This is a genomic window from Fructobacillus sp. ESL1129, assembly GCF_058507945.1.
The window spans coordinates 982,962-1,009,105 of record NZ_CP196668.1; the positions used below are offsets into that span (position 1 = coordinate 982,962).

The following is a 26,144-nucleotide window of genomic DNA, read 5'->3' on the forward strand; positions in this document are numbered from 1 at the left end:
CCAACTGGGGCTTTTTTAGATAATAAAAAAGCCATCGCTGGCCGACGATGGTGGCAAAAGAAGGCGTAAGTTCTTCTTAAATAATCTAACGAAATTATAACATCCTTTTCCAGAACGAAGTAAAGTCATTTAGAAGAATCTGCCTAAGTTAAGCTTACTTGTTTCTATGCTTTAATCTATCACTCAAAATTAAAAACAGGGCATACAGAAGGGTAAAACTAACAACTGATTTAATGTTGTATAGTAAGAAAGTTTTTGAAATCAAGTTAATTATTAATTGAGTTACAGCCACCACACCAAAAACAGAAATCGTTTTTCTCAAGATATTTTTGTTCACCATAATTATTCCCTTCGATATTAATTCGATTTATTAGCAGTATCTATAGCAGTGCAATTTTATCCTCTTTGTACTCATCTTCAAAAGACTTTTCCCAACACTTTTTTCTATACACTTACTATCAACCAAATAAGAACAATGGTAACTAACAGCCGCACCAGATGATGTTGCCAATGAAAATCGTGCAGGGGCAAGCCACGAACAACGGCTAGGATTTGGAAAGCAACCAATGACAGGATACTCAGAATAACGAAGTTTGGCCAAGCCAAAAATGTTGCAACTAGAAGTACAATTGCTGCTAGATTCGTTAAGTAATTCAACCAACTCAGATTTGTTTTCTTGGTTTGCCAAGTTGCTAGCATCATTAACGAAGCATAAATTGCTAGCAAAACCCGTATGATTAGTGCCATTCTTCTCTCCTACTCTACTTTCAAATGGTGTCCATCCGTTTCGTTCAGTCTGAACATGTCCGTATGATTGTTTAAATTATGGCGTACTGCTAAAAGAAAAGCAAATGACACGACCGATAGATCACGTCCCCTTATCAGTCGATAACCCATTCTATGTACAAAAAAAGCGAGACCGTAGTCTCGCTTTTTCTTTTACCATTAGTCTTCAGTAACGAATGGCAACAACGCCATGATACGAGCGCGCTTGATAGCGGCCGTAACTTTACGTTGGTTCTTTGCTGACGTTCCAGTCACACGACGTGGCAAAATCTTACCACGTTCTGAGATGAAGCGTTCCAACAATTCAGTGTCCTTGTAGTCAACGTGTTCGATGTGGTTGGCTGCAATGAAGTCTACCTTACGGCGACGGCGTGGGCCGCCTTGTGGGCGACGACGTTGTGGACGTGCGTTTTGTTCTGACATGAAGATGCTCCTTTCTTAAAAGAATTTTTAGAATGGCAAATCGTCATCTGAGATGTCGATTTCCGAATTTGTGTTGGCTGCGAATGGGTTAGCATTCTGACCAGACGTTTGATTATTAGATTGGCTGTTGCTTGCAAACGGATCAGCTGCGGCGGAGCCGTAGTTGTTGTTACCACCAAACGAACCGTTCTGACCTTGGTCAGCAGAACCATTTTGTGCGCGACGACGTTCAGAATCAGCCTTTGACTCCAACAATGAGAAGTTGTCGACTGAAACTTCGGTCACGTAGACACGTTGGCCGGCGTTGTTTTCGTAGTTACGGGTTTGCAAACGACCTTCGATTGCCACAAGGGCACCCTTGCCAGTAAAGTTGGCAAAGTTTTCAGCTGCCTTCCGCCAGATCACGGCGTTAATAAAGTCAGCTTCCCGGTCGCCATTGGCGTTGGTAAAGTTCCGGTTCACGGCAAGCGTGAAGGAACCAACCGCCACCCCAGACTGGGTATAGCGCAATTCCACATCACGGGTTAACCGTCCAATTAAAACAACTCGATTGATCATCTTTTAGGTTCCTCCCGGTGGAATTTCGTTTTACTTTTCGTCTACTTTAACGATCATTTGACGCAAGATATCAGCTGAGATCTTTGCCAAACGGTCGAATTCGTTTGCTGCTTCGTTAGAATCAGCAGTGAATTCAACAACATGGTAAGTACCTTCACGGTAACCAGCGATTTCGTATGCGAAACGGCGGTTAGCGGCCCAGTCAGCTGACTTTTCAATGTTCGCACCGTTGTCAGCCAAGATCTTGTCAAAGCGCTCTACAAGAGCTTTCTTTGCATCGGCTTCCATGTCAGGGCGAATAATGTAAGTTAATTCGTATGCTGTAGTCATCGATTTTTCCTCCTTTTGGTCTCTGGCAACCTGCTGGTTGCAAGGAGTGCGTGCAGAGTCTGCACTCACGTCTATTAAATATACTAAATTTCCACCAATTTAGCAAGGGGTTGCAAAAGGTCCACCTACCTTTTCCTTCCGCACATTAAATGATACGAAAAAAGTCGGTGAAAGCCACCGACTTTTACAAAATATTATGCTTCTTTTTTCGACTGCTTCAAGCCCACACCCGTCAGTGCTGACAACAGTGAGAAGACTGGTGACAGTAAGGCTAAGAAGGTGAATGGCACGAAGGACAGCACGGGCACGTGTAGCGTTTGACTAGCAAAGGCTCCGGCAACGCCCCAAGGTACCAAATAGTTGGCAATGGCACCGGAATCTTCCATGGCCCGGGAGAGGGCTAATGGTGAGAGCCCGAAGCGCTTGTAGTCTTCTTTGAAAAGTTGCCCAGGTAACATGGTTGAGAGGTACTGCTCACCAACCAAGAAGTTGGTGGCAATTCCCGTGACCAAGGTTGAAAAGACCAAGGAACGCTGGGATTTGAGTTTTGAAACCAACGGATTCATGACGGCCCGTAGAATACCTAGGTTAGAGAGTAGCCCACCCAAAGCAAGAGCCAACATGATTAACATGATGGTGTCCATCATGGCCACCATCCCCCCACGGTTCAGCAAGGCTGCCAAAGTCGCGTTGTGCGATGTTGTATGGAAACCGTTGACAACCAAGTTCGACCAGGTTTTCAATGAGTGACCAGAAAATAAGTAGTAAGCCGAGCAAACTACCACGTTAATGAGGAGGGAGGGAATGGCCGGCACCTTTTTCATAGCGGTAACGAAAATGAGTAGGATTGGCACAATCGCCCACCAAGTTGGCGTAATCAGATGGGTCATGTCGGACGTCTTCAAGGCGACACTGCCCGCATGAACGCCACTCAGTCCAAAGACGAAGGCGATCAGCAACGTGACTAGCAAGGCGGGAATCGTTGTCCACATCAAGTTCTTCAAGTGGGCGAAGAGATCGACCTCGGCAACGGCTGCCGCCAGGTTGGTGGAATCTGATAGTGGTGAACTCTTGTCACCAAAAATGGCACCAGAAACCACGAACCCAGCCACAATGGCGGGATTAAAGCCAATGGTTGTCCCAATGCCCATCAAGGCAACCCCAACCGTTGACATGGTGGTAAAAGCGGAGCCAATCATCATCCCCACCAAAGCACAAGTCAGCAAGGCCGTTGGCAAGAACCACTGGGGGTTGATTAACTTAAAGCCGGCCCAAATCATGGTTGGAATGACCCCAGTCCCTAACCAAAGGGCAATCATGGCCCCAATCAAAAGGAAGAGGAAAAGCGGTGCAATCCCGGCTTCAATTCCCTTAATCAAAGCCGCTTGAGCATCCTTGAAGGAAACGCCAGACAGGCGCATCAGTAGAACAACCCAGGCGATGGCCACCAAGAGCGGCGCAATGGGCGCTAATCCAAGGCCGATAATCCCTCCGGCCAAAATAACGACCACGCCAATTAGCAATAGCGTGGCAAATGTACGATTAATTTTATTTGTTGTCATGTTTATCATCCTATTCGTGTTGGACACTTCTCACACGTTTAGTCCGCTTGCGCGACTTTCTTATTTTTTGATACAAAGTAAAGACCAATGTTTACTAACACCATGCCGACAAAGACCGACAGGAACAGACCGGCAAACCAACCGTGATCGAGCATAATGCCCCCATAAACGGGGCCAAGCATTCGGCCGGTCGAAATCATCATGCCGACAAAGCCCTGTGCCTGACCCGAAACGGACTTCGGCGTTACTTGGGCGACCCAGGCCGGCACCTGTGGTGAAGCCAACATCTCCCCCACCGTCAGCAGTTCAAAGACCAAAACAATTTGCCAGAACTGGTCCACGAAAAGCATTAATAGGAAAGAAAGTGCGAAAATCAACCCACCAGCAATCACCGAAATGGCATAGTTGCGCTTGTTGGCCCAGTTTGAAATCATCTTTTGGAAAACGATGATGGTCAACCCATTCAATACCCAAAGGTTGGCATAGTGAGCGGTTGAAATACCGATGCGATGCAGATAAGTCGCCATGACCGTCTCCCAAAGCATGTAGGAAAGGTACATTAATAGAAGAAAAGCTGCAATCCAAATCAGCAGGGCCGTAAATTTCAACTTGGGGCGTTGACCTGACAGAGGCTCAGATACGGTCTCGACCACTTGGCTTTCATCTGAGAGTACCGACTGGTTGTCCGCTTCTTCTTCGGGCAAAACGTCTCCAGCAACGGAATCGGTATCCACGTTGAAAAAGATAGCGACCACAATTCCCAGTGTTAGGTAGAGCAACCCAGCGATTAACATCAACCAGGAAAAGCCGTAGTCAAAGAGATACCCAACCACCAGGGTACCCAGAACAACCCCAACGTTTAGCACAATGTACATGTTGTTGAAGACGACTCGTGTGTTTTTCCCCGTCACCGTGGTGGCATAGGCATTTAACAAAGTCGTCACCGACCCGAGACCAATCGACGTCAGCCAAATCAAAAAGGCAAAGACCGGCCAGCCATTATAAAAGAACAGCGTGGTCACCGAGCAAAAGGCAATGGCCGAGGCAATGAGGAGCGAGGGGTAGGCCTTCCATCGGTCAAACAGTTGACCAGCAATGAAGGACCCTAAGACGTTCATCAACGCCGCGACTAAGAGGACCAAACCCGATGTCGTTAAAGTCTGTCCCAGCGACAAAGTCATGTGGAGCGTCGTTACCGGCCAAATCATGGCGTGGCCAGTATTGGCGGTCAAGTTGGCAAGCAACAACCATTTTTCATTCAATTTTTTAACCGCTGTTCTTGCCATTTCCCCCTCCAAGCGCTTTATTTCTAGTATAGCATAGGGATGCCGATTCCTTGTGGCCTTCCCCATGACAGTCCGTTATCTATTTTAACAGGGGAAAAGCCGAACAGGAAATGACTTTTCACAAGTGGTTAACAGTGGGAAAGTAAACGTTTTCATCTTTAATCACATTTCCACTTTTCCCACTGATTTTTCGTCAGTAATCGTTTATAATGGAGGGGATAGAGAAAAGAAAAGGGGAATTTTAATGGCTAAAGAATTAAAAACCTTAGTAACGTTTTTCGGTGCAACGGGTGATTTGGCTAAGCGCCTACTTTACCCATCCGTGTTCAACTTGTATAAGAAGGGTTACCTGGTCAATGACTTTGCCATTGTCGGTACTTCGCGTCAAGAATTAACGGATGACGAATACCAAGACATGGTTCGCACTTCAGTTTCAGAAGGTCAAGACAAGGACCAAGTGGAAAGCTTTTTGAAGCACTTCTCTTACATCGCTTCGGATGTTACGGAAGCCGAAGGCTACGCCGGTTTGAAGACGAAGATTGAAGAAGAATCTGCTAAGTTCAACGTTGTCGGCAACCGAATTTTCTACCTGGCTGTTGCCCCACGTTTCTTTGGAACGATTGCTCAGTACCTGAAGTCCGAAGGGCTCATGTCGGATGAGGGTTACAACCGCATCATGATTGAGAAGCCATTTGGTACTTCATACGAAACGGCCGAACAATTACAAAACGAATTGACACAAGCCTTTGATGAAGATCAGGTTTACCGTATCGACCACTTCATGGGTAAGGAACTGGTCATGGGCATTGCCCCACTCCGTTTTGGAAATCCAATGCTAAACACAGCTTGGAACAAGGATTACATCAAGAACGTCCAGGTAACTTTGGCCGAAACACTTGGTGTTGAGGAACGTGCCGGTTACTACGACACGGCCGGTGCCCTTTTGGACATGATTCAAAACCACACCATGCAAATCATCGGTTGGTTGGCCATGGAAGAACCAAAGGACTTCTCTGACGTTGCCATCCGCAATGCCAAGAACGCAGCCTTCTCCGCCCTTGAAATTTACGATGCCAAGGGTGCTGATCGCTACTTCGTTCGTGGTCAATACACGGCCAGTGCGACGAATAAGGATCACGTTGCCTATACGGACGAACCTGGTGTACCAAAGAATTCACAGACCAACACGTACATTGCTGGTGAATTACACTTCAACACACCACGTTGGCAAGGCGTACCTTTCTACATCCGTTCTGGAAAGCGCATGGAAGCCAAGACAACTCGGATTGACGTTGTCTTCAAGGCCGGCGCCTTCAAGTTCGGTGGCCAACAGGAACCACAAGAAACGGTTCTTTCAATTGTTGTTTCACCAGATGCCCACATCACAATGTCATTAAACGCCAAGGAAGTTTCCGATGACTTCTCAACGCAGTTGATTGACCTTGGATGGGCACCAACTGATCAGCAAAAGGCTGACACACCTGCCCCTTACGAACGTTTGTTGCACGATGCCATGGATGGTAACGGTTCAAACTTCGCGGACTGGCACGGTGTTGCCACTGCTTGGAAGTTCGTCGATGCTCTTTCTGCTGCATACGCTGAAAACAAGGCACCGCTTTACAAGTACGCATCCGATACAATGGGTCCTAAAGAAGCTGACGAATTGCTCGAACGAAACGGCGATTCATGGGTCTTCAAGGGTTAATTTTCCCACTAAAAAAGCGATTCACGTTAGAGTGAATCGCTTTTTTCTGTCTTAAAATAGCTTGACGATTAATTCGTAAACATGAACCAAGAAACCGGAATCCAGCAGCACATAGAGCCCAATCAAAATGTAGCAAATCTTCATTAATTTTTCACCGAAACGGTCAATTAATGACGTCACGACTTTGTTATCAGCAACTGCCCGAAGAACAAAGACAATGATTACAGTTAAGACCCCAATGTATAGTAATGTTTCGGCAAAAGTCAGCCAACTTTCACCCAGCAAAACTGGCAGAAAAATCGAAAGGTTGCAACCGGCACATACCGATAAATACGTTCCAAGCACAATCCAAAACGGTGACTTTCCCTTCGCGTCGTCCTCCTCATCCTCATCGTCATCGCGGAAAGCCAAGTAAATTGGTATGAAACCCAGCACACCCAATAACCATTCTGGCAAAAAGGCTTCAAGAACCTGTCCAGCCACAAAGCTGACTGACATTAGCAATAGGTTCCCAACCAAATAGGCGAGTAGCACGGCTCGAAATGGATACTTCTTCAGTAAGAAGAGCATCATAATGAAGAAATCGAGGTTAACCGCAAAAAAAGTCAGTGTCAAAAGTGAAATGTTCATAAAGCCCTCTCAAATCCAATATATGATTTTTTATTCATCTTTAATACATGAATATAATATCATGTATCTGTTAATTGTCAATAAAAAAGACAGCCATCGCTGTCTGGTCATTACCTTTTATTTTGCTTTCAGACATTCTCCAAATCAAACGCTTCGTTTTCAAGTAATCCGGTTTCATCATTCAGCGTTTTCAAGAAGGTTTTCATAAACTCTTTTCGCTTCTCTCCTTCGACACGGGCCGCCGGCGTATTTAATTGGGCAGGCAATTTAAAGATTTTTTCGTAAAAATGGTTGACGGAGGGATTTTCGTTCTTACGGTAGGCTGCCTTATCCTTCAGCTCTGTGACCGGCAAGACCTTGGGGTCGGCCAGAACGCGTCCCTTGGCGCCACCATATGCAAAGGTTCTCGCGATGGCAATGGCCCCTAATGATTCAATGCGATCAGCATCTTGCACGTATTGACCCAGTTCGGAAAGTTCATAATGGTGAACCAAATTAGCCGAATAGGACATGTGTTGAATCGTATCCATGACATCAGCAATTTCCTCTGTTGAAAAATCACTATTCGACAGCAACTTTTCCACCTTTTGGATTTGTCCTGGCACATCGTCGACGACTTTGTCATCAATGGTATCGTGCAGGAGCCCCCCCGCACGTAGAACCGCCTCTTCGTCCTCCGTCATGTTTTCGTGATCAGCCAAGAAAAACTTAACCGCCCAGTCACCCACTCGCTGTGCATGATAAAAGTCATGGCCGGACGCATCCCCACCAAGTGTCGCTTCCGCAAAATCGTAAATCTTCTCCAATTGCACCATGTCGCCTCTCTCCCATTTCATCAACTATCAAAACGTTTTTCTAATTTTAGTACGAAAAACGCTTTACTTCAAGGAAAAATATTTAAAATCTGAAGAAAAAAAGAATGTTTTTCAAAGCTATTAGGAAAAACGTTCGTTTTTAAGTAGCCAAACTGGTTACCGGACGAGCATGTCCACGCCAAATTTGTTAAACTGGTCTTAATACAGAAAAGAAAAGGAATCCAAATGTCATTTTTAGAGCTTAAAAACATTCATAAGTCCTATTACCTGGGCTCGCAAGAGTTCCCGGTTCTAAAGGGCATCAATCTCGACTTTGACCTCGGCGACTTCGTCTCCATTCTCGGTGAATCCGGAGGGGGAAAGTCCACGTTGATGAACATCATCGGTGGCCTTGACCGTAATTTTGAGGGTGAAGTGCTTGTTGATGGAAAGAAGCTTGATCACAAGCAGGAAAAATCCCTCGACAAATACCGTCGTGAAACAATCGGCTATATTTACCAGTCCTACAACTTGATTTCCCACTTGTCAGTTCTAGACAACGTTTTGGTGTCATTAGACATGACGACTTTGTCAAAGAAAGAACGGGAAGCTCGTGCCAAGGAATTGTTGGTTAAGGTTGGCCTGGAAGGCCAAATCAAGAAGTACCCCAACCAGCTTTCTGGTGGACAAAAGCAACGTGTGGCCATTGCCCGCGCCCTGGCATCCGACCCCAAGGTCATCATCGCCGATGAACCAACCGGTGCGCTTGACTCGCAAAACACCAAGGAAGTCCTGTCACTCTTGAACGAAATTGCATCGGAAGGTCGTCTCGTGATTACCGTGACTCACTCCGAAGCCGTTGCCGATGCCGGTACCCGAATCGTTCGTTTGGCTGACGGTCAAATTGAGTCCGACGAACGCATCAAGCCCGCTTACCCTAAGCAGGATAAGGAAATGATTCCGTCTCGAGCACTTCCTCGTCGTGCTTCGATTAAAACGGCCTTCAAACACTTCCGTCATCATCTGGGAACCAATTCACTGATTATTCTCGGCACGGCTATTGGACTTTTCTCTGTTATCTTGTTCTCTGGTCTTGGTAACGGGATTGCCGGCTACATGTCTAGCCAAATCACCAAAGTTGCCAACCCACAGGTCATGTCCGTGAGTCGTTATGTGAAATCAGACGATGATGAGAACAGTGCCTTCTCCGAAAGCAGCAATACACCGGCTTTCACCGCGGCCCAACTCAATCAAATCAAAAAGCAAAAGCACGTTTCAAAGGTTGAATCTTCTTACACAGCCATGAATGCGACCGCTACATACAATAACCAAAACGTCACGATGCGCGCCTTAACAAACTGGACGTCATCCAATTCTGACGATTCCGTTAAAGCCGGACACGCTCCAACCAAGGATGGCGAAATCTTAATTGACCAATCAGCCGTAGCTGAGAAGTTCAATAAGAACAATTATAAGGACTTGATTGGCAAGCAAGTGACCGTTTCCTACCAAGCTCTCAACGCACAACAAGAAAACGTGACCGTTAAATTCACGGCAACCGTTTCTGGAATCGGCCACTCAGATAGCCAGGGTGCCCAGATTAACGCCGTTAACACAACAACCATTCAAAACGCCTTGAAGCAAGCCGGTCTAAGCGCTGATCCGACCGATATTTCTGTTAAGGTGGACGACTTGGATAACGTTGAGGATACAGCGGCTTCCATTGATAAGATTAAGGATGGTTCGAACCGTCTTTACAAGACGTCGACAATTCAAAGTATCATCAAAAAGATCCAGACCTACGTCAACTTAGCAACGTCCATTCTGTCATTGATTGCCGGCATTTCACTGATTGTTTCTGCCCTTATGATCATTGTAACGATGTTCATGTCCGTCGCAGCACGGACCAAAGAAATCGGTATTCTACGTGCACTCGGTGAGTCGAAGCGAGACATTCGCTGGCTCTTTATTTCCGAGTCATTGATTACGGGACTACTCTCCGCTTCCGTTGCCACGTTACTTGCCTACCTGGCACAAGCGGGTATCAACGGTGCGCTGAAGAGTATCGCCAATTACGCCTTCGTCCAAGTCACTACGGGCGACGTCATTACCGCCTTCGTACTGGCCCTAATCATCTCACTTCTGGCAGCACTCTTACCTGCCCGGCGTGCGGCAAAGCTTAATCCAATTGACGCTTTATCAGCCGAATAAAATCAAAAATCCCGACAAACACAATATGCTTGTCGGGATTTTTTTACTATATATCAGTCGGTGGTAGTCCATCCAAATACGCTCGAAAGAATGGACAATCAAAAAATACTGCCAATTCTGGGCCATAGAGGTGACAAAAAGTAAGAATCACCAAAAGATCCGGCATCACCTGCCCTGATTCATATTTTGAAATCGCTGATTGCGAAAGGTGCAAACTCGCCGCCACCTGTGATTGCGAATAACCATGCATCAAGCGAGATTTTTTGAGACGATTGGCCAATTCTTCCTGGACTAACTGACGCAAGGACGTCTCCATCCATTTATGGTCAAATTGGTCAATTGCTGCGGGATGTGCAAGAACCATTTTGCTCCTCCTTTACAATGGTTTCCTGCCTGACTTCCAATTTTCTTCCTACTGTCTGGCCCTATTATAACCAGTCATACTACGTTTTAACAGCAAAAACACGAACAAACGTTCGTTTTATTCCAAACATTCATGCTATCAAACAACCACTGTCAAAGCATATAAAAAAGTCGGTCACACGGACCGACTTTATCAAGTGCCATTAATTAAAAATAAACCCCTGAAATGGGAAAACCAATTGCGACTAAGTAAATGGCCCAACCCCAAAAGAGATAGCTGACGAACGAAACCAGCGTTTGTTGCCATGGATTTTGCCAGAAAAAGCCACGTTTTTCAAAGATTCCTCGGTAAATTTGTTCAATCAACACCCAAACCAAAAAACCCCAAAGCGTTCCTGAACCTGCGGTAATCCCGGTATCAATGTTTGCCCAAACGAGAAAAACGATACTCAACAAGATGGACAACACCAGCATCATCATTTGGCTAATATCAACAAAGGTCCCGCCACCAATGGTTAACGCTTCCGATCGTTTGTCGCCTTCCAACTTAAAAAGTTGCTGAAAGCCGATTCGCACCAGGGCGGACAAAATACCAGCCAGCAAACCAACCCATAACGTATTTAACAATGTTGTTCCAAACATGCAATATCTCCTTCACTTTGCTAATGTCATTCTAGCACTTTTCATGTTATTCACGAAGAATCGACCAATTCTTCAAGCTTTTTTAAATTCGAGGCTTCGAAGTCCAGTTTGACTGACTTTTTGGTATAATTAACTTTTGAAAGGTTCAATAACATCCCCTCAGGGCAGCTGGACCTTTGAGCCAATCAAGCCTATCTGGCTTGTTAAAGTACTTAAGCAGCGACACAAAAAAGTACACCTAAATGGAGGTTTTTCTGTTGAAAGTCAAACGCGAAAACATGGTTGATTACTATACATTTGGTTCCACCGCGGAGCTATTACTTTACTTAGGAATTGAGCGAGAAACGCTCTTTCACCGAGCTAAGTTACGTGGTATCGATTTGAACGGTACCTACACAGAAGAAGATTTGGCTGCCCTCAAACCCGAAAAGAACGCCTACCTTGGTTCTTTGAATGCGGAAACGGAAGCTGAAGTTGAAGTGCTGAAGATGAAACTGCAAATGTTAGAATCTCAGCTAGGTTATAAGAACCAACAACTCGAGGATCGTCAGGAACACATCGACACGCTCAAATCGACGCTCCAAAAGGCCGAACAAAACCTTGAAAAAACGCAAACAACCGTCGACCAGCAACAACACCTCCAGATGGCCACTCTTTCTCAATTGGACAAAGTCACATCACGTGTTCAACGTATCGAAATGGAAGATGAACAAAAGAAGCACTGGTGGTCACGTAAGAAAAAGAAAGATTAACACGAAGTCAGCTCAGGCTGACTTTTTTTGTACAAAAAAAAAGAGGAGCTCCTGCTCTTCTTTTACTTTTAATCAGCACCAACAGCTAGGGTGTAATCAAAGGTCGCCCCCTCGTAATTCGTACCCGACTTTAACGCGTTCGTTGTTTTAAGTAATAGACCGTGGTCATTGTCATAGTTGGCTGTGTAGTTATAACCACTGCTATCTTGACTGAACTGATACCCGGCCGCCATTGACCAAATCGTTATCGGCTTGTCTGAAACAGTCGAAACCGTGCCATCATTACCTTTCCAGAAATAAGAGACAACCCCGTCCTGCTTATTTCTCGTCATGGCAATCTGTACACTAGCCTCGGGGTTGGCTTTGGTCGAATTCACCGTAAAGGCCATCCCGTTTTGCCCAGAAATCAAGTTGGATAGTCCATAGGATTTCGGCAAGTCATTGGCCGTCAGCGTATAGGCCCGGTTCAACTGGCCTTTTACCAGAGAGACAACCGCTGGGCCAGAGCCAAACTCCATATAGCGGGGGCTCCCCATCAATAAACGCTGCACAGCACGACTATAAGCGGGACTAACGTCAAAACTAAAGGAAGTAAAGGAAGTCCCAATACTTCCAGTTGCTGCATCCGTTGTCAAAGAATCCGAACCATCGGCATTTTTCGAAAAACGACCGTTTAGGTTAGAACCGTTAAGATAAATCGTACTACCGTAACCCGAGAAAATTCTAGAACCTCCCCGAGCAAGAAAATGAGCATCATTGCCGAGATTGAGTCCATTGCGGAGCATCCCATCAATGACTGGTGTCGAGGTCGATAGCTTATTAATCAAAAAAGAGCCCTTATCCGCTACGTTAATAAACCGACTACCAAACGATCCGATGTTTAACCCCCCGGCCGTTGTCAAATCCACCTTAGCCCCTTGACCAACAGTGATGCCAAGATCATTTCCACGAGACTGAAATAAGTTGCTGTCGCCTGTATTGCGATTCCCGTTCACAATGAAATTTGCTTTATCCCCAATGTTCCACATTCGAGAATCAACGGAACCACGGTCAACGTAGCGGGCATTATCAACGTTCCAAATCAAACTCGCTTTATTGGCCACCGACAAAGTCGACGCAAAGGAGCTAGATAAGTAATGGTAGAAAATATTGCTTTGCTTTGCGTTGATGTTAACAGTTGTTGATCCATCCAAAACGTTGACGTCGTTGGCCCCATGAATCCAAGAATTCTGTCCGTATTCCGTCGATGAACTGGCCGTCCCAAGCGAGGCTGGGTCTTGCTTTCCAGAACCAAAATTCTTCCCGGGAGTTCCCGTAATGTTAAAAACATTCTTACCAGAAAACTCGATTCTGCCCTTACGGTTGACGATTGGTGTCGCCCCGTCGCGTGCCGCTCCGTTCATTTCAGTCACATTATGGTACTGCGTCGTCGCTGAAGCTTCCTTCGAAACTTCGAAAATACCGTAGGTAATGCTATTAATCCACTGGACGTTTTCCATTCGTAATGTTGTTGCAGAGGTAACAAAACTACTTTCTGACCAAAAACCTGATCGCTTATCGCCACCGTCAGTAATTTTCACACTCGTTGTCGGGTCTACAGTAGCAGCAAAAGTCAGGGTGTGATGATTGCCTAAAATCACCAGGCTCTTCCCCTCTTGTATTTCGGTTCCCGTGTAAGCGCTGAAATCACCCGAAACATCAGCCGTTACGTTCAGATAGACAGTTGACTGGTATGAATCCTCATACGCTTCGAACATATCTGACCAAGAAGCAACATTATAATACACTGCCCCAGCATTTCCAGTAACAGACCCATCGGTATCAGTCTGTGGTGTGGTGTCGGCTGAACCACTCAATGAAAGCACGGTTAAAAGGGTTAACAATGCGGTTAGCATCAAAAGCAGCTTTTTCATTGTCTTTCCCTCCTTCCGTGTTAATTAATCAATCAACGGCTTTCCTGATTCGACTTGGAAACGATAACAACATCCATTCCCTCACGACGCATTTGCTTATAGGCCTTATAGGAAATACGACGATTAATTTGCTTCCCCTGTAGGTTTTCGACAACATCCACCATTTTTTTCTGCTTCCGCCAAAGGAAGAACAGAATAATCAACAATGGAATGAGCAACAAGAGCCACAACCAATTATTATTTCGGGTCATTGGGTTCGATGACAGCCAACCCGAAACTGCTGATAAGGAGGACACTTTAAACTCTTTCGTCCAGTGCCAAGTCACGTTGTTTTTATTATCATGAATGGTGATATCCGCCACATAAGTCTTTCCGGACTTTAATTCCTTTGTGGGTACCTGGTAGGTAAAATTGGATCCATTGGCAATCGATTGGTTACTCTGAACATCATTAACCACCGTTGCCGACTCACCCTTTTGGTGGACCTTTACCGTTGAGCTGGCATTCGAAACATAACCATTTTGTTTATTTTGCAAAGCAATGTTAACAATTCCCGATTGGCTTTTTGATTGATAAGAGACTTTCTTTAGGTCTAAATCCGCTTTCGTGACCACATCCGTGTTCGACAACTGAACATAGGTCATATAGTTAAATCGGTTGGTATACCCATTTTGTGCTTGATCAGAACTCGCTACCTGCTTTTGAATGTGGATGCCACCCAACCAAGAACCATCGATTTTAGTTGAAGGCATGGTAACTTGGGCTGGAATTTCCCTTGTTTCGCCAGCCGCCACCGTCACCTTTGCGCTACTTACTTTTAAAATCGAATTCCCGAGACGAAGGGAAGAATTAACGGCATCCTGCACTTCATTAATCGGTCGATTCGCTGACATCACCATGTTACTGCCAGTTTCTGCCTGTGTTGCCGAAATCAAAAAGGTCGCTGGCTTCGTATCGCGGTTAGTTAACGAAACAGCCAGCGTCGTTTTTTCACCGGGATTCAGTTTCAAATCATACCAAGCACGGCTGGTGTCCCCGCGTTCTTTATCACTTTTAACAATCGAGGCATCAAATTTTGAATCCGTTGCGTTATCGGCTGAGACCAGTACTGATGTCAACAAAAACAGACTCATCAGCATGCCCACAGTTTTGATTAACTTTTTCATCTATCACGTCTCCGTCAATATCTCGAAAGAAAAAGCGAACAACTCGTCGCTGCCCGCTATATCATGCCATTGTTTTGCTTAGTCCATGCTTGGGGAAAGCGTGTAGTCAATGGTTCCCTTATATTGACCAGCCTTGATTGTGTTGTCGTTTAACGTCAACACAGCACTTGTCTGACCAGAGTCATTGGTACCGTTGGCATTTGCGTTACCAGTCGCTACCTTGGCATTCCCTTGATAGATTGAAGCCGCTGTTGCACCCGTTCCAAGAATTTGTCCCTGCGTAGCAGCATTCTTAGTACCATCTGCCGTTGTGAAGGCAAAGGAAGCAACTGGTAAGATTGAGCTACCGTTCAACAGTTGAGAAGCATTGGCCGTCACGTGGTAGCCGTCGTTTGAACCAGTCAAATCCGTTACACGAATGCTCTTGTCACCCGTCGCTGAATAAGTACTGTTCTTATTTGAAGTCAAATCATGGTTCTTAAAATCAAAATCAGGAACCTGGTTCAACGTCAACAAACCAGTCTTTGGTGCTTCAAAGGTAATCGTTGTGTTTCCTTGAAGACTAGTTGTTCCTTCCGCAACATCATCCGCAAAAACGGACAATGGTGAGATTGCTCCAGCCGTTAACAAAGCAGCAACAGCTAAGTTTAACTTTGTAAATGTTTTCATGATGGCACCCTCTTGTTCCTTCTATTTTTACTAATTCCAATCAATAATTATATGATTATAATGACATCTTGTCAATATTACAATCAGGCTTACCAAATTCAAAAAAGCCAGCATCCAAACGTTTTACGATAGGACACTGGCTATTTTTAATGTGGTTGGTTAGGCGAAGTAATGATCTTCTTCCTTGGCGATATTATCCTTAACGGTTGTTGAGTACCAGAATGGCACATGAATCTTACCGATCACGTGTTTCTTCGATACAAAGCCGAAGTAACGGGAATCATTTGAAACCGACCGGTGGTCCCCAAGAACAAAGTAGGAGTCCTTCGGCACTACAGTCTGATTACGGTCACTCACTTTCCAAAGACCAGTTGAAGACAAGGACTTCAAATCCCATGAGGAACCGAATGAAGCGGCTGTTCCAGCGTTTTGCTCGGTTGTACTAATGAAGGATTGGTTCACTTTCTTACCGTTAACGTACAAGACACCATCCTGGTAGGACACTGTATCCCCAGCAACAGCGATTACCCGCTTCACATAGTCTTTATTACCTGCCTTAATTCGCGGATCTTCTTGTCGCGCATCGAAGACAACAACATCCCCACGCTTTAAGTTTTCAGTCTTTTGGACCAAAACTCGTTGCTGATCGAGCAAGTTTGGGTCCATTGAGTCACCAGAAATGGTTACCACATTGATAAAGAAGGTCGTGATCACAACGTAGATTCCTACCCCAATACCAACTGGAATTACCCAATTCCAAATAAATGAGAATATTTTTTTCATAATTATTACCTCGAAGTAAGCTTACACGTTCAAATCTATGGGCGCAAGCGACTTTATCATTTTGAAAGACGAAAACGTTCTGTTACGAACGAACCGTGTTAATCGTGACCAAGTAAGTAGCCCGGTCACGCACTCCTTTTGTTTTGAAGGAGATAATGCCATGTTCCTTCTGCAAATCCGTTAAATCTTGATCCTGCAGGCGTGAAGCGATCAAGTTCAAGGGGTTGGGCCCAGGGAAGGCTTTCGTCCAGTCGATCACGAGGTAATCCTCATACGAAAAACAGAGCACCCGATAATCAAGAACAGGCTCTTCTTCATCCGTCGTTGTGGTTTCTACCATAAAGGACGGACCACCCTCTTCTCGTTCCACAGCCTGCAAAGAAAGCCAGTAGTCCCTCCTGCGCAACTTTAGCTCAGTAATTTTCATCGACTCGCCTCCCCCCTCTTCTAATTTGTTTTTGGTAATTCCGACAAAACAGCTTCTTCATAGGGAATGGAAGGGAGGGCGCCGGCTGAGGCAACTGTAATTGATGAAGCTGCCACTGCATAGCGGATGGCCCCTTCAACGTTATCGAAAGATGGTGACAACCGTGATAACAGTGCCCCAATGAAGGTGTCACCCGCCGCCGTCGTATCAATAGCGGTCGTCTTAATGGCCGGCACCATTACTTCTTTGCCCTTCTTGGATCGGTAGAAAGCTCCCTTATCACCAAGGGTAATTAGCACGTGTTCGAGGCCAAGGTCGAAGAAAAAGTCGGCATTTTTGATTAACGAAGCTCGATCGGTTACCGGGATGTTCGTTATCAAGGCAGCCTCGTGTTCGTTTGGCACAATCAAGTCCGTTTGCTCGAGCAATGACTTGGGCAAGTCTTCTTGATCAGGCACTGGTGCTGGATTTAGCACAGTCGTGACACCCGCTTCCTTCGCCTCTTTAAAAGCCGTCAACGCGGTTTCAAGTGGAATCTCTAGCTGTGTTAGACAAAAATCAGAACCGGCCAGCGCTGCTTTTTGGTCCCAGATGTCCTTGGCTGAAAGGTCCCCGTTGGCGCCCTCATAAACATAGATAATGTTGTCACCCGTTGCTTTCGAGACCGTGATATAGGCCTGACCTGTCTGGAACTTATCCGAGTGCAACACGTATTCAAGGTTTAAATCGTCTTCCTGCACCCGCTGGCTAAGGTCAAAGTCGGTGCCGACTTTGGTAACAAAGTTCGCCTTGGCACCGGAGCGGGCAATGGCAACCGCCTGGTTCAAGCCCTTACCACCCATAACTTCTTCTTGATGTTGGCCAATCGAAAGGGTTTCGCCCGACTGCGCCAGCCTAGGCACGCGGGTCACGCGGTCGATATTCGTTGAACCGACAATGGTTACTTGCTTTTTCATAGTCATCCTTTTTCCCATCTAATGGGATTGATTTCTCCTCCTATTTTACTAGAAAGACAGGACTTTTCCAGCAAAAATGTACAAAGAAATCGAAGGTGGTTGCGTCGGTCTGCTATAATAGAAATTAGTTCATGTCTTTTTAAATGGAGGGTTTGCTGTGAATGACCATAAAGTAAAAGCTGCTCAAATGGCCGTCGAGTTGATTCCGAATCAGGCCATCGTTGGGCTTGGATCGGGATCGACCGCTTCCATCTTCATCGATTTGTTAGCCAAAAAGGCACACGAAGAGGCAATGGATATCACTTGCGTGGCCACTTCTGGTCAAACCCAGCAGTTGGCCCTTGGCTTTGGCCTCAAAGTCGTGGACATTGATGCGGTTGACCGCATCGATGTCACGGTCGATGGTGCGGATGAAGTCGATCCAAACCTGAACGGCATTAAGGGTGGCGGTGCCGCTCTACTCTTCGAAAAAATTGTCGCTGTTAACTCTCAAAAGAACATCTGGGTGGTTGATTCTTCTAAAAAGCATCCCCGCCTTGGCTCCTTCAAGCTACCCGTGGAGGTAGTTAAATTCGGGGTTCACCACGTCTACAACTACCTAAAGGAACGCGATTTAAAGCCGGTCTATCGGCAGCAAGAGGACGGCAACTATCTCACGACTGATTCGGGTAACTACATTATCGACATCAACATTTCCCGTGTAGATGACTTAGCAAAGTTAGCGGAAGAACTAAAATCTTTGACTGGCGTTGTTGAGCACGGGCTGTTCATTAACATTTGCGATGTCTTGTTAGACGGTAACACGGGCGAAGCGGTTTACCGAAAAGCCTGATAACCGTTCGCGATCAGCTAGTATTAATAAAAACGATGAAAGGGAATGTTTGTTCCTCTTCATCGTTTTTTAGTGGACTTGTTTTTGAAATTGTGCAAATTGACGGTCAATCTGCCGTTCCTGCAACTCACCCGTGAGCGCCAATACGTTCAACCCTTCAATGATGAGCATCAGTTCTTCAGCCAAAAGGCGAACCTTTTCTTTCGGCAAAACACCTTGGTCAGCACCTAAATCGAGTAACGACTGCACCGTTCCTCGCGTAGCATTCACTTGCTTTTGCTTCAGGTGCCGATCTTCCTCGGATTGGTGCGTAAAGGAATATTCATACATTGCCCGAATCAAAGAAGGACCGCCCGCCGCCAAAACCAGCAAGCGCTGCTTATGCTCGGCTAAATACTCCGCAAAGACGGAATGAAAATCCGGGTTTGATCGCAGTTGCTCCCGCACCAAATCAAACTGATGGACGGAACGACTGCGGATTACCTCAACAAACAGTTCGTCAACGGAGTGGAAATAAAGATACAAACCACCTCGGCTAATCTGACAAGCGTCGATAATCCGCTGCATCGTGACTTGCAAAAAGCCTTCTTCAGCGAAGACTTCGCTCGCCTTGGCTAAAATAATTTCCTCTTTGGCTTTTCTTGTTTTGCTCAGCTGCTCTTCCATAGCACCCCTCGACCTCAATAGGCAATTACCTGCTTTCAGTATAATATAATTTTTTCAATTGAAAAAGTCGAGTCAGCTACCCATTCAATGAAGATCCTGGACAAGTAACCAAACTTGAAAAATCACGCTCACAAGCCTATCATAAGGCTATATTCTCAACTTTTAGGGAGTCCGATCAACCATGAACTCAAGCACTAGCCAATCAGCATTAAATGACATTGAAAATCCCGAACGTCTTCACCAGCACATGGCCGTTCGTTGGGAAAAAGTCATTGCAAAAGAAAACAACTCGGCTCGCCACGCCTCGTTACACGTGCGCGCTTCCATTGTTGGTCGAGTCGGCATCATGTTACTTTCGTGCGGAACGGGTGCCTGGCGTGTTCGTGCCGCAATGAACACGGTGGCCCGGGCCCTGGGATTAACCATCTCGGCAGATATCGGCTTTACCACCATTACACTTACCTGCTTTGATGGGACCGAGTCGTTCACAGAGTCACTCTCATTAGCAGCGACTGGCGTTAACACCCATAAGATGACGTTAATTGAAAAATTTGTGGCTGACTTTGCTGAAAAATATGCCGATAAAAAGCCGCAAATTGTTCATCAGCAACTCGACAAAATCCAAAAACAACCCGGTAATTATTCGGCTTTCATGGCTGGTTTGGCCGCCGCCATAGCCTGTGCTGGTTTCATCTTTTTGCTGGGGGGCGGCCCAATTGAGATGTTTGGTTGCTTTACCGGGGCCTTTGCCGGCAACTTCACCCGCAAGAAATTAGGCGGTCGGCGTTGGAATGCCGTTGCGACAACCGCTCTAGGTGTTGCTGCAGCCTGCTTAACCTATGTACTAACCCTGTTTATCTTGGGCCAATGGATTCATCTGTCCTCCGCCCACGAAGCCGGTTACATTGGCGCCATGCTCTTCGTGATTCCAGGTTTTCCTTTCATCACTTCAATTTTAGACCTGTCAAAAAACGACATGCGCTCGGGACTAGAACGACTGGCTTTTGCCTTAATGATCATCTTCTCCGCCACCCTAATCGGCTGGCTGTTGGCCCTTGTTTTTCATCTTCATCCACAAAACTTTTTACCTCAGGGCCTATCGCTTTACCCACTCATCGCCTGTCGTCTAGCCGCTTCCTTCGCCGGCGTCTTCGGTTTCTCAATGATGTTTAATTCCCAACCAAAGATGGCCATTACCACTGGTCTCATCGGGGCAGTGGCCAACACCACTCGTCTAGAACTAGTTGATCTTTCTCAAATGCCCCCTGCTGCAGCTGCCTTTGTCGGTGCGCTCATTGCGGGCGTGGCGGCTTCACTGCTGAACCGCTACACGGACTTTCCAAGAATCTCACTAACGGTCCCCGCCATTGTCATCATGGTTCCTGGACTCTACATTTACCGTGGTGTGTACAACTTGGGTCTCAATAACATTGGCGCAGGGGCCACTTGGCTCACCAGGGCCGCTCTCATAATGGTCTTTCTGCCATTTGGACTCTACGTCGCCCGTTTCCTCTTTGACAAGGATTGGCGGAAAGTCGATTAAATATAAACACAAAAAAGCCGCCAGTAATGGCGGCTTTTCTTTTGCAAAGTTTAAGGATTAGTACTTAGCTTCCCACTTCAAGGCTTCGATGGCAGCCTTAACGTCCGAAATCTTTTCCTTCGTGATGCCTTGGTCAACTGCTGACTGTGCAACAGCGATGGCAACCGTTTCAGAGAACTTTGTCAATTGTGAGACAGGAGGCAAAACAGCGGCTCCTGGCTTCGTACCATCAACAAGACCACCCAATGAGTGGGCAGCGGCTGAAATCATTTCATCATTCAAGACCGTTGCAGTTGAGGCAATCGTTCCAAGTCCAAGACCTGGGTAAACCAAGGCGTTGTTAGCTTGTCCGATATCGTAAGTAACACCCTTGTATTCGATTGGGTCAACGGGCACACCGTTGGCAACCAAGGCCTTACCATCAGTCCAGTCAAGCAAGTCCTTTGCAGTTGCTTCAAGCAACTTTGTTGGGTTTGACAATGGGAAGATGATTGGGCGTTCTACGTGAGAAGCCATTTCCTGAACGATTTCCTTCGTGAAGGCACCAGGAACAGTTGATGTTCCAACCATGATTGTTGGGTGGATTTCCTTCACAACAGACATCAAATCAGTCAATTGATCAGCATTGGCAAATTCTGAACGCTTGCGAGCAAATGGCTTTTGTTCTGGTGTCAAGTCGTCCATGTCGTCGAAGAGCAAACCTTGCTTGTCAACCAAGTAGATGTGTGACTTGGCTTCTTCTTCTGACAAACCTTCTTGCAACATTTCGTCGTAGATACGTCCGGCGATTCCACATCCGGCTGAACCAGCACCGAATGACAAGTATGTCTGTTCTGACAACTTTTCACCAGTAATGTTCATGGCACCCAATGCAGCGGCCAATGTGATGATACCAGTTCCCTGGATGTCATCGTTAAACGTCGTGATGTCGTTCTTGTACTTGTTCAAGATCTTAGCACCGTTTTGACGGGCAAAGTCTTCCCAGTGCAAGTAAAGGTTAGGGAACGTCTTTTCAGCAGCTTGGACAAAGTCATCAACAAACTTGTCGTACTTTTCGCCGCGAACACGTTCGTGACGGTTACCCAAGTAGTTAGGGTTTTCCAACAATTCCTTGTTGTTTGTTCCGTTATCCAAAACAACTGGCAAAACGTCAGCAGGGTTTACACCGGCAGCAGCCGTATAAACCATCAACTTACCAACGGCGATATCAACACCGTTGACACCCCAGTCACCAATACCCAAGATACCTTCGGCATCCGTTACAACAATCAACTTAATGTCGCGACCGTTAGCAGCGTTCTTCAACGCTTCTTCCATGCCTTCTGGCTCATCAATTGACAAGTAAACGGCGTTTTGTGGGTCAACAAACAAATCTGAGTAGTTTTCAATCGTGTCGGCGATCACGGGATCGTAAACGATTGGCATGAATTCCACCACGTGTTGTGAGAACATGTAGAAGAACAACGTGTGGTTCGTGTTGAAGATTTCCATCAAGAACAAGCGCTTTTCCAAGTCAGATGGCTTTGACTGGTATTGGGCATAAGTTTGTGCTTCTTGTTCTTCCAAAGTCTGCACGCGAGGAGGCAACAAACCGGCTACGCCGAGTTCCTTACGTTCTTCCTTTGTGAAACCTGTCCCTTTGTTCAAGAAGGGATCGTTCAAAATTTCGATTGGTGTCTTCATGTAAGACGAACTCCTTTTTCTCTTTCATCCAGGTCGCATCGTTAGATGCAGTTACTTACCTAAGTTACGAATCAGTTTACGCTGAAAACAGCCATCAGTCAACCTGGAAAGCCCGGTTTTATCGGACAATTTGGCACATTTGTTGCTTTTTGAGTCGTTTTTTCTGATATAATTCTTTTACTTCAACCCTTGTTATTTTTTTAATTTTTTGATTATTTAAAAAGGACAAATTCATGCGCATTCAAGATTTGGAATACTATCTCGCACTGGCCGAACTTGGTTCTTTTTCACAAGTTTCTAAAAGATTTAACATTTCGCAACCAACCGTCTCCCTCGCCATGCAACGTCTTGAGAAAGAATTAACAAGCGAATTGATTTGGCGCGACCCTGGCCACCAAAAAATGGCCTTCACCCATCCCGGTCAAATTCTTTTAGAACATGCCAAAAAAATTGTTCAAGAATACCAGCAAGCACAGGTCGCCATTCAAAAAGAAGCGGAGCAAAAGTTTGCCCTTGGTCTTTCAGAAATGGTTGACTTGGCTTACTACCCGGCCATCAAGGAGCACCTGTCCGACCACTTTTTCACCCACCTTCAAAAGTCCCTCGTCCAACGAAACGAGGGCCTACGCTTGCTCCAAGACGGAAAAGTCGATGCCCTGTTGGTGATTGGTTCCGCCAATCTTGCCGCGCCCTATCGAGTGGAAGAAATTGCTCACCCGGCACTGTTACAACCAAACGGGCAATCCTTACCAGACTTTACCCTGTCTTTTATCTATCAAGACAGTGGGCAAAGTTCTGAGACAATGACCGCCATTTTATCAGAACTAAAGACGGCAATTCATTCCGCATCGCAAAACGACTTTACCCTTATAAGCAAAACTGAGTAAGCGGTAAAGAGTTGACTATAAGATGAGCGCTCTTCTATGCTTAAGGAGTTGTTTCAACTAACGATTGCATGAGGGAAAAATTATGAAGAAAAAAATCATCTTAATCTCGGGTATGGTCGCCCTTTTAGTTGCCATACTCGCCATTGCACTCTGGCCAAAGTCGTCTGACCAATCAGCCAAAGACGGCAAGTTAACGATTGTGGCTTCCACCAACGTCTATGCCGAATTAGCCAAGACGGTTGCCGGTGACCATGCGCACGTCTCGGCCATCATTACCAAACAATCGGTTTCACCAGAAGACTACGAGCCAACCAACGATGTTGCCAAAAAAGTCTCCAAGGCCGATATTGCCTTTGGCAATGGTCTTGGCTACGATGCCTGGCTCAATAAATTGGCCAAATCATCAAAAAAGACCCAGCTTTTGCTCGTCTCTGACTTGTTGAACAAAGACAGCAAGTCAAATCCACACCTTTGGAACGACCCCGCCAACATGGTTAATGCAGCGCAAAAGTTAGCCAACGAATTGTCAAAGAAGGATCCCGAACACAAGGCTGATTATCAGAAAAACGCAGCTGCCTACAAAGAAAAGCTTCAACCCGTAACCGATAAAATTGCTGAATTAAAAGCGAAAACAGCCGACAAAAACGTTTTCGAGACGGAATCCGTTTACGAATACATGTTAAAGGACTTGGACATGAAGCTAGTCGGTGACGACTTTGCCGAAGCCATTGCCGAAGACTCCGACCCAACGCCAGCGGCCCTGAAGGAAGTTCAAAACGCGCTGACGGAACACAAAGTTGCGTTCGTTGTTCAAAACACACAAACCACAGGTGGTGATGTCGCCAAGTTAGTAAAACTAGCTAAACAGGAAAACATCCCCGTCGTGAACGTCACGGAAACGTCACCAGACAACACCTCTTATGTTGACTGGAAGCTTTCCGAATTGAATCAAATTGAAAAAGCCATTGCTTAATCAAAAAAGGACGAATCGTTAGCGATTCGTCCTTTTTATATTACTCACCCTCAATTCCGCGAATTCGGCGCGAAAGAACCGGCTCATGCTTCTTCCAGTAAATGAACAAAATGACAATCAACAAAATCTTAAAGTATGAAAAGGCCATCGTCGCATACATGGACAGGTTACCAGTTGCGCCATTCGCCGTTAGAATAAAGTCTTCCACGAAGTGCATGGCAACAGCGGCCCAAATCGAACCCGTTTGAACGTAAATCGCTGCATAAGACAGGCCGGCGATAAAGGCAAGGATGGATTGCAGCAAAACAGAACTGAAATCCATGTGGGTCAAATTCGTAAAGTGCATCAAGGCAAAGGCCAGGTTTGAATACAGGACTCCCTTGACCAAGTTGTGGCGACTGTAGCCGTCCCGCAACAAGTAAACCAGGAACAAGCCCAGTAGCACACCACGGGCCAAGAATTCCTCTGAAAAACCACCCATCATCCCGGTTGCCAGCGCTGTCCAAACATTATCAGCAGACAAGAATGGTAGAACCACAGCCACCATGAAGAGCCAGTAAGCGCCCTCAGAAATGCTCCAACTAGGCTTCAAATAAATTCGTTGCTTGGTAATCAGCGCGTTTAAGCCAAGAACGACCAACAATTCGCACATTTTGGCGATAAATTGTGCTGTAAATTGGTCCAGATTAAACTGGTAGAATGCCCAGTTCACGGCTTGGTGAACTAAAACTTTTTGAACAATAATGTCCAACACTAGGAAGCTGACTGTCAACGTCACAAGCTTCTTAAAATCAATCTGTCGATTCATTTTAAATCTCCTCTATACATGTCATAACACTGGCAGTATAGCACAATGCGGTATTAGGCGCTAAAACAGCAAAGAAAAAGGAGTGATTGCTCTAGACCATGGCGCGAACAAAATCTTCTACGACTTTTCCAATGAAATTTTGCCATCAACCAGCTGGTAGATTCGGTCGGCTTCTTCTTTTAAACGGAGATCATGCGTTACCACGACGACAGCCTTTTCTTCCTTCTCCGCAATGTCTTTCAGCAGGCGTCCAACTTCCTGAACACGTGCGGAATCAAGTGCTGCCGTCGGTTCATCGGCCAAAATAAAGTCTGGGTTAGCGTAAAGTGCTCGGGCAATGGCCACCCGCTGACTTTGCCCACCCGAAAGCTCGCCTGGATACTTGTCTAATAGAGAGGTAATTCCTAACCGATTCAAATCATTATCAAATTGTTTAGGGGGCAAATTGCCGGCTTTTTTTACCTTATCCACCAGTTGGAACTGTTCGGCCACTGTCAAGTAGGGAACGAGACTGTAAGACTGCAAGACGAAGCCAATGTGCTTTAAGCGAAAGTCGTCCGCCGCCTTCCCCCGCTTGCCATCGAAACGGTTCCCGTTAATGAGCACTTCTCCAGAAGTCGGCTGCTGAAGGCCGCCCAAAATTGTCAGCAAGGTCGACTTTCCAGAACCGGAAGGGCCCAAAATGAGCGTTAATTCGCCGGCTTTCGCCTCAAAGTTCACCTGACTAAGCGCTTGTACGCGGTTGGTGCCTGAACCAAACACCTTATTCACATTCTTTAATTCAAGACGTTGCATG

At 46.0% G+C, this 26,144-nt stretch carries 26 protein-coding genes and 1 pseudogene; 7 read left to right on the forward strand and 20 right to left on the reverse strand.

Going from position 1 to position 26,144, the window contains the following annotated elements:
- Positions 1-444: 444 nt before the first annotated feature.
- The 6 genes from ACSYSL_RS04820 to ACSYSL_RS04845 all read right to left on the reverse strand — a co-directional run bounded on the left by ACSYSL_RS04820 (position 445) and on the right by ACSYSL_RS04845 (position 4,945).
- Positions 445-747, reverse strand: a complete 303-nt coding sequence (locus ACSYSL_RS04820) for a hypothetical protein (protein ID WP_491708477.1) — start codon at positions 745-747, stop codon at positions 445-447.
- Positions 748-945: 198 nt separating this feature from the next.
- Positions 946-1,209, reverse strand: a complete 264-nt coding sequence (rpsR, locus tag ACSYSL_RS04825) for a 30S ribosomal protein S18 (protein ID WP_010690392.1) — start codon at positions 1,207-1,209, stop codon at positions 946-948.
- 27 nt (positions 1,210-1,236) lie between these two features.
- Positions 1,237-1,767 carry a single-stranded DNA-binding protein gene (ssb, locus tag ACSYSL_RS04830; protein WP_010690390.1) on the reverse strand — a complete coding sequence of 177 codons (531 nt, stop codon included), beginning with the start codon at positions 1,765-1,767 and terminating at the stop codon, positions 1,237-1,239.
- Positions 1,768-1,797: 30 nt separating this feature from the next.
- Positions 1,798-2,097, reverse strand: coding sequence for a 30S ribosomal protein S6 (gene rpsF, locus ACSYSL_RS04835; protein ID WP_010690389.1), 300 nt, complete (start codon positions 2,095-2,097; stop codon positions 1,798-1,800).
- Between the two features lie 194 nt (positions 2,098-2,291).
- On the reverse strand, positions 2,292-3,659 hold the full coding sequence (gene nhaC, locus ACSYSL_RS04840) for a Na+/H+ antiporter NhaC (RefSeq protein ID WP_491708478.1): 1,368 nt from the start codon (positions 3,657-3,659) through the stop codon (positions 2,292-2,294).
- Positions 3,660-3,697: 38 nt separating this feature from the next.
- Positions 3,698-4,945, reverse strand: a complete 1,248-nt coding sequence (locus tag ACSYSL_RS04845; RefSeq protein ID WP_338342607.1) for an MFS transporter — start codon at positions 4,943-4,945, stop codon at positions 3,698-3,700.
- 244 nt (positions 4,946-5,189) lie between these two features.
- Here ACSYSL_RS04845 and zwf point away from each other — a divergent pair, with 244 nt between their 5' ends.
- On the forward strand, positions 5,190-6,650 hold the full coding sequence (zwf, locus tag ACSYSL_RS04850) for a glucose-6-phosphate dehydrogenase (protein ID WP_491708479.1): 1,461 nt from the start codon (positions 5,190-5,192) through the stop codon (positions 6,648-6,650).
- Between the two features lie 51 nt (positions 6,651-6,701).
- Here zwf and ACSYSL_RS04855 read toward each other — a convergent pair whose 3' ends face one another.
- Together ACSYSL_RS04855 and ACSYSL_RS04860 are read right to left on the reverse strand one after the other, a co-directional pair.
- Positions 6,702-7,280 (reverse strand): cadmium resistance transporter, encoded by a 579-nt coding sequence (locus ACSYSL_RS04855; RefSeq protein WP_491708480.1) that lies wholly within the window; start codon positions 7,278-7,280, stop codon positions 6,702-6,704.
- A gap of 128 nt (positions 7,281-7,408) precedes the next feature.
- Entirely contained in the window at positions 7,409-8,095 is a 687-nt protein-coding gene (locus ACSYSL_RS04860) for an HD domain-containing protein (protein ID WP_491708481.1), read from the reverse strand.
- A 225-nt stretch (positions 8,096-8,320) separates the two neighbouring features.
- Here ACSYSL_RS04860 and ACSYSL_RS04865 point away from each other — a divergent pair, with 225 nt between their 5' ends.
- The gene (locus ACSYSL_RS04865; RefSeq protein ID WP_491708482.1) at positions 8,321-10,285 is read left to right on the forward strand and encodes an ABC transporter ATP-binding protein/permease; all 1,965 of its coding nucleotides are present in this window, start codon (positions 8,321-8,323) and stop codon (positions 10,283-10,285) included.
- Positions 10,286-10,331: 46 nt separating this feature from the next.
- Here the strand turns inward: ACSYSL_RS04865 and ACSYSL_RS04870 are convergent, their stop codons facing one another.
- A complete protein-coding gene (locus tag ACSYSL_RS04870; protein WP_010691153.1) occupies positions 10,332-10,649 on the reverse strand; it encodes a helix-turn-helix domain-containing protein in 318 nt (105 codons plus the stop codon).
- 206 nt (positions 10,650-10,855) lie between these two features.
- Positions 10,856-11,290, reverse strand: coding sequence for a hypothetical protein (locus ACSYSL_RS04875; RefSeq protein ID WP_010691152.1), 435 nt, complete (start codon positions 11,288-11,290; stop codon positions 10,856-10,858).
- Positions 11,291-11,532: 242 nt separating this feature from the next.
- Here ACSYSL_RS04875 and ACSYSL_RS04880 point away from each other — a divergent pair, with 242 nt between their 5' ends.
- Positions 11,533-12,042 (forward strand): hypothetical protein, encoded by a 510-nt coding sequence (locus ACSYSL_RS04880; protein ID WP_491708483.1) that lies wholly within the window; start codon positions 11,533-11,535, stop codon positions 12,040-12,042.
- Between the two features lie 68 nt (positions 12,043-12,110).
- Here ACSYSL_RS04880 and ACSYSL_RS04885 read toward each other — a convergent pair whose 3' ends face one another.
- The 6 genes from ACSYSL_RS04885 to rbsK all read right to left on the reverse strand — a co-directional run bounded on the left by ACSYSL_RS04885 (position 12,111) and on the right by rbsK (position 17,962).
- The gene (locus tag ACSYSL_RS04885) at positions 12,111-13,955 is read right to left on the reverse strand and encodes a hypothetical protein (protein WP_491708484.1); all 1,845 of its coding nucleotides are present in this window, start codon (positions 13,953-13,955) and stop codon (positions 12,111-12,113) included.
- Positions 13,956-13,987: 32 nt separating this feature from the next.
- A complete protein-coding gene (locus ACSYSL_RS04890; RefSeq protein ID WP_010691148.1) occupies positions 13,988-15,121 on the reverse strand; it encodes a WxL protein host-binding domain-containing protein in 1,134 nt (377 codons plus the stop codon).
- Positions 15,122-15,199: 78 nt separating this feature from the next.
- On the reverse strand, positions 15,200-15,790 hold the full coding sequence (locus tag ACSYSL_RS04895) for a WxL domain-containing protein (RefSeq protein WP_491708485.1): 591 nt from the start codon (positions 15,788-15,790) through the stop codon (positions 15,200-15,202).
- Between the two features lie 159 nt (positions 15,791-15,949).
- On the reverse strand, positions 15,950-16,573 hold the full coding sequence (lepB, locus tag ACSYSL_RS04900; RefSeq protein WP_010691146.1) for a signal peptidase I: 624 nt from the start codon (positions 16,571-16,573) through the stop codon (positions 15,950-15,952).
- A gap of 82 nt (positions 16,574-16,655) precedes the next feature.
- Positions 16,656-17,000, reverse strand: a complete 345-nt coding sequence (locus ACSYSL_RS04905; protein ID WP_187753811.1) for a hypothetical protein — start codon at positions 16,998-17,000, stop codon at positions 16,656-16,658.
- A gap of 20 nt (positions 17,001-17,020) precedes the next feature.
- Positions 17,021-17,962: a ribokinase gene (rbsK, locus tag ACSYSL_RS04910; RefSeq protein WP_491708486.1), complete on the reverse strand. Its 942-nt coding sequence runs from the start codon at positions 17,960-17,962 to the stop codon at positions 17,021-17,023.
- 151 nt (positions 17,963-18,113) lie between these two features.
- Between rbsK and rpiA the strand changes: the two genes are divergently transcribed.
- A complete protein-coding gene (rpiA, locus tag ACSYSL_RS04915; RefSeq protein ID WP_010691143.1) occupies positions 18,114-18,788 on the forward strand; it encodes a ribose-5-phosphate isomerase RpiA in 675 nt (224 codons plus the stop codon).
- Positions 18,789-18,857: 69 nt separating this feature from the next.
- Here rpiA and ACSYSL_RS04920 read toward each other — a convergent pair whose 3' ends face one another.
- The gene (locus ACSYSL_RS04920; RefSeq protein ID WP_491708487.1) at positions 18,858-19,454 is read right to left on the reverse strand and encodes a TetR/AcrR family transcriptional regulator; all 597 of its coding nucleotides are present in this window, start codon (positions 19,452-19,454) and stop codon (positions 18,858-18,860) included.
- A gap of 181 nt (positions 19,455-19,635) precedes the next feature.
- Between ACSYSL_RS04920 and ACSYSL_RS04925 the strand changes: the two genes are divergently transcribed.
- On the forward strand, positions 19,636-20,997 hold the full coding sequence (locus ACSYSL_RS04925; RefSeq protein ID WP_491708488.1) for a threonine/serine exporter family protein: 1,362 nt from the start codon (positions 19,636-19,638) through the stop codon (positions 20,995-20,997).
- 57 nt (positions 20,998-21,054) lie between these two features.
- Here ACSYSL_RS04925 and ACSYSL_RS04930 read toward each other — a convergent pair.
- Positions 21,055-22,686, reverse strand: a pseudogene (locus ACSYSL_RS04930) (malolactic enzyme); the annotation flags it as partial.
- Between the two features lie 227 nt (positions 22,687-22,913).
- Between ACSYSL_RS04930 and ACSYSL_RS04935 the strand changes: the two are divergent.
- Entirely contained in the window at positions 22,914-23,567 is a 654-nt protein-coding gene (locus tag ACSYSL_RS04935; protein WP_491708489.1) for a LysR family transcriptional regulator, read from the forward strand.
- 82 nt (positions 23,568-23,649) lie between these two features.
- The gene (locus ACSYSL_RS04940; RefSeq protein WP_010691138.1) at positions 23,650-24,540 is read left to right on the forward strand and encodes a metal ABC transporter solute-binding protein, Zn/Mn family; all 891 of its coding nucleotides are present in this window, start codon (positions 23,650-23,652) and stop codon (positions 24,538-24,540) included.
- A gap of 40 nt (positions 24,541-24,580) precedes the next feature.
- Here ACSYSL_RS04940 and ACSYSL_RS04945 read toward each other — a convergent pair whose 3' ends face one another.
- Together ACSYSL_RS04945 and ACSYSL_RS04950 are read right to left on the reverse strand one after the other, a co-directional pair.
- The gene (locus tag ACSYSL_RS04945) at positions 24,581-25,348 is read right to left on the reverse strand and encodes a CPBP family intramembrane glutamic endopeptidase (RefSeq protein ID WP_187753805.1); all 768 of its coding nucleotides are present in this window, start codon (positions 25,346-25,348) and stop codon (positions 24,581-24,583) included.
- A 117-nt stretch (positions 25,349-25,465) separates the two neighbouring features.
- Positions 25,466-26,143 (reverse strand): ABC transporter ATP-binding protein, encoded by a 678-nt coding sequence (locus ACSYSL_RS04950; protein WP_010691135.1) that lies wholly within the window; start codon positions 26,141-26,143, stop codon positions 25,466-25,468.
- Between the last annotated feature and the right edge of the window lies 1 nt (position 26,144).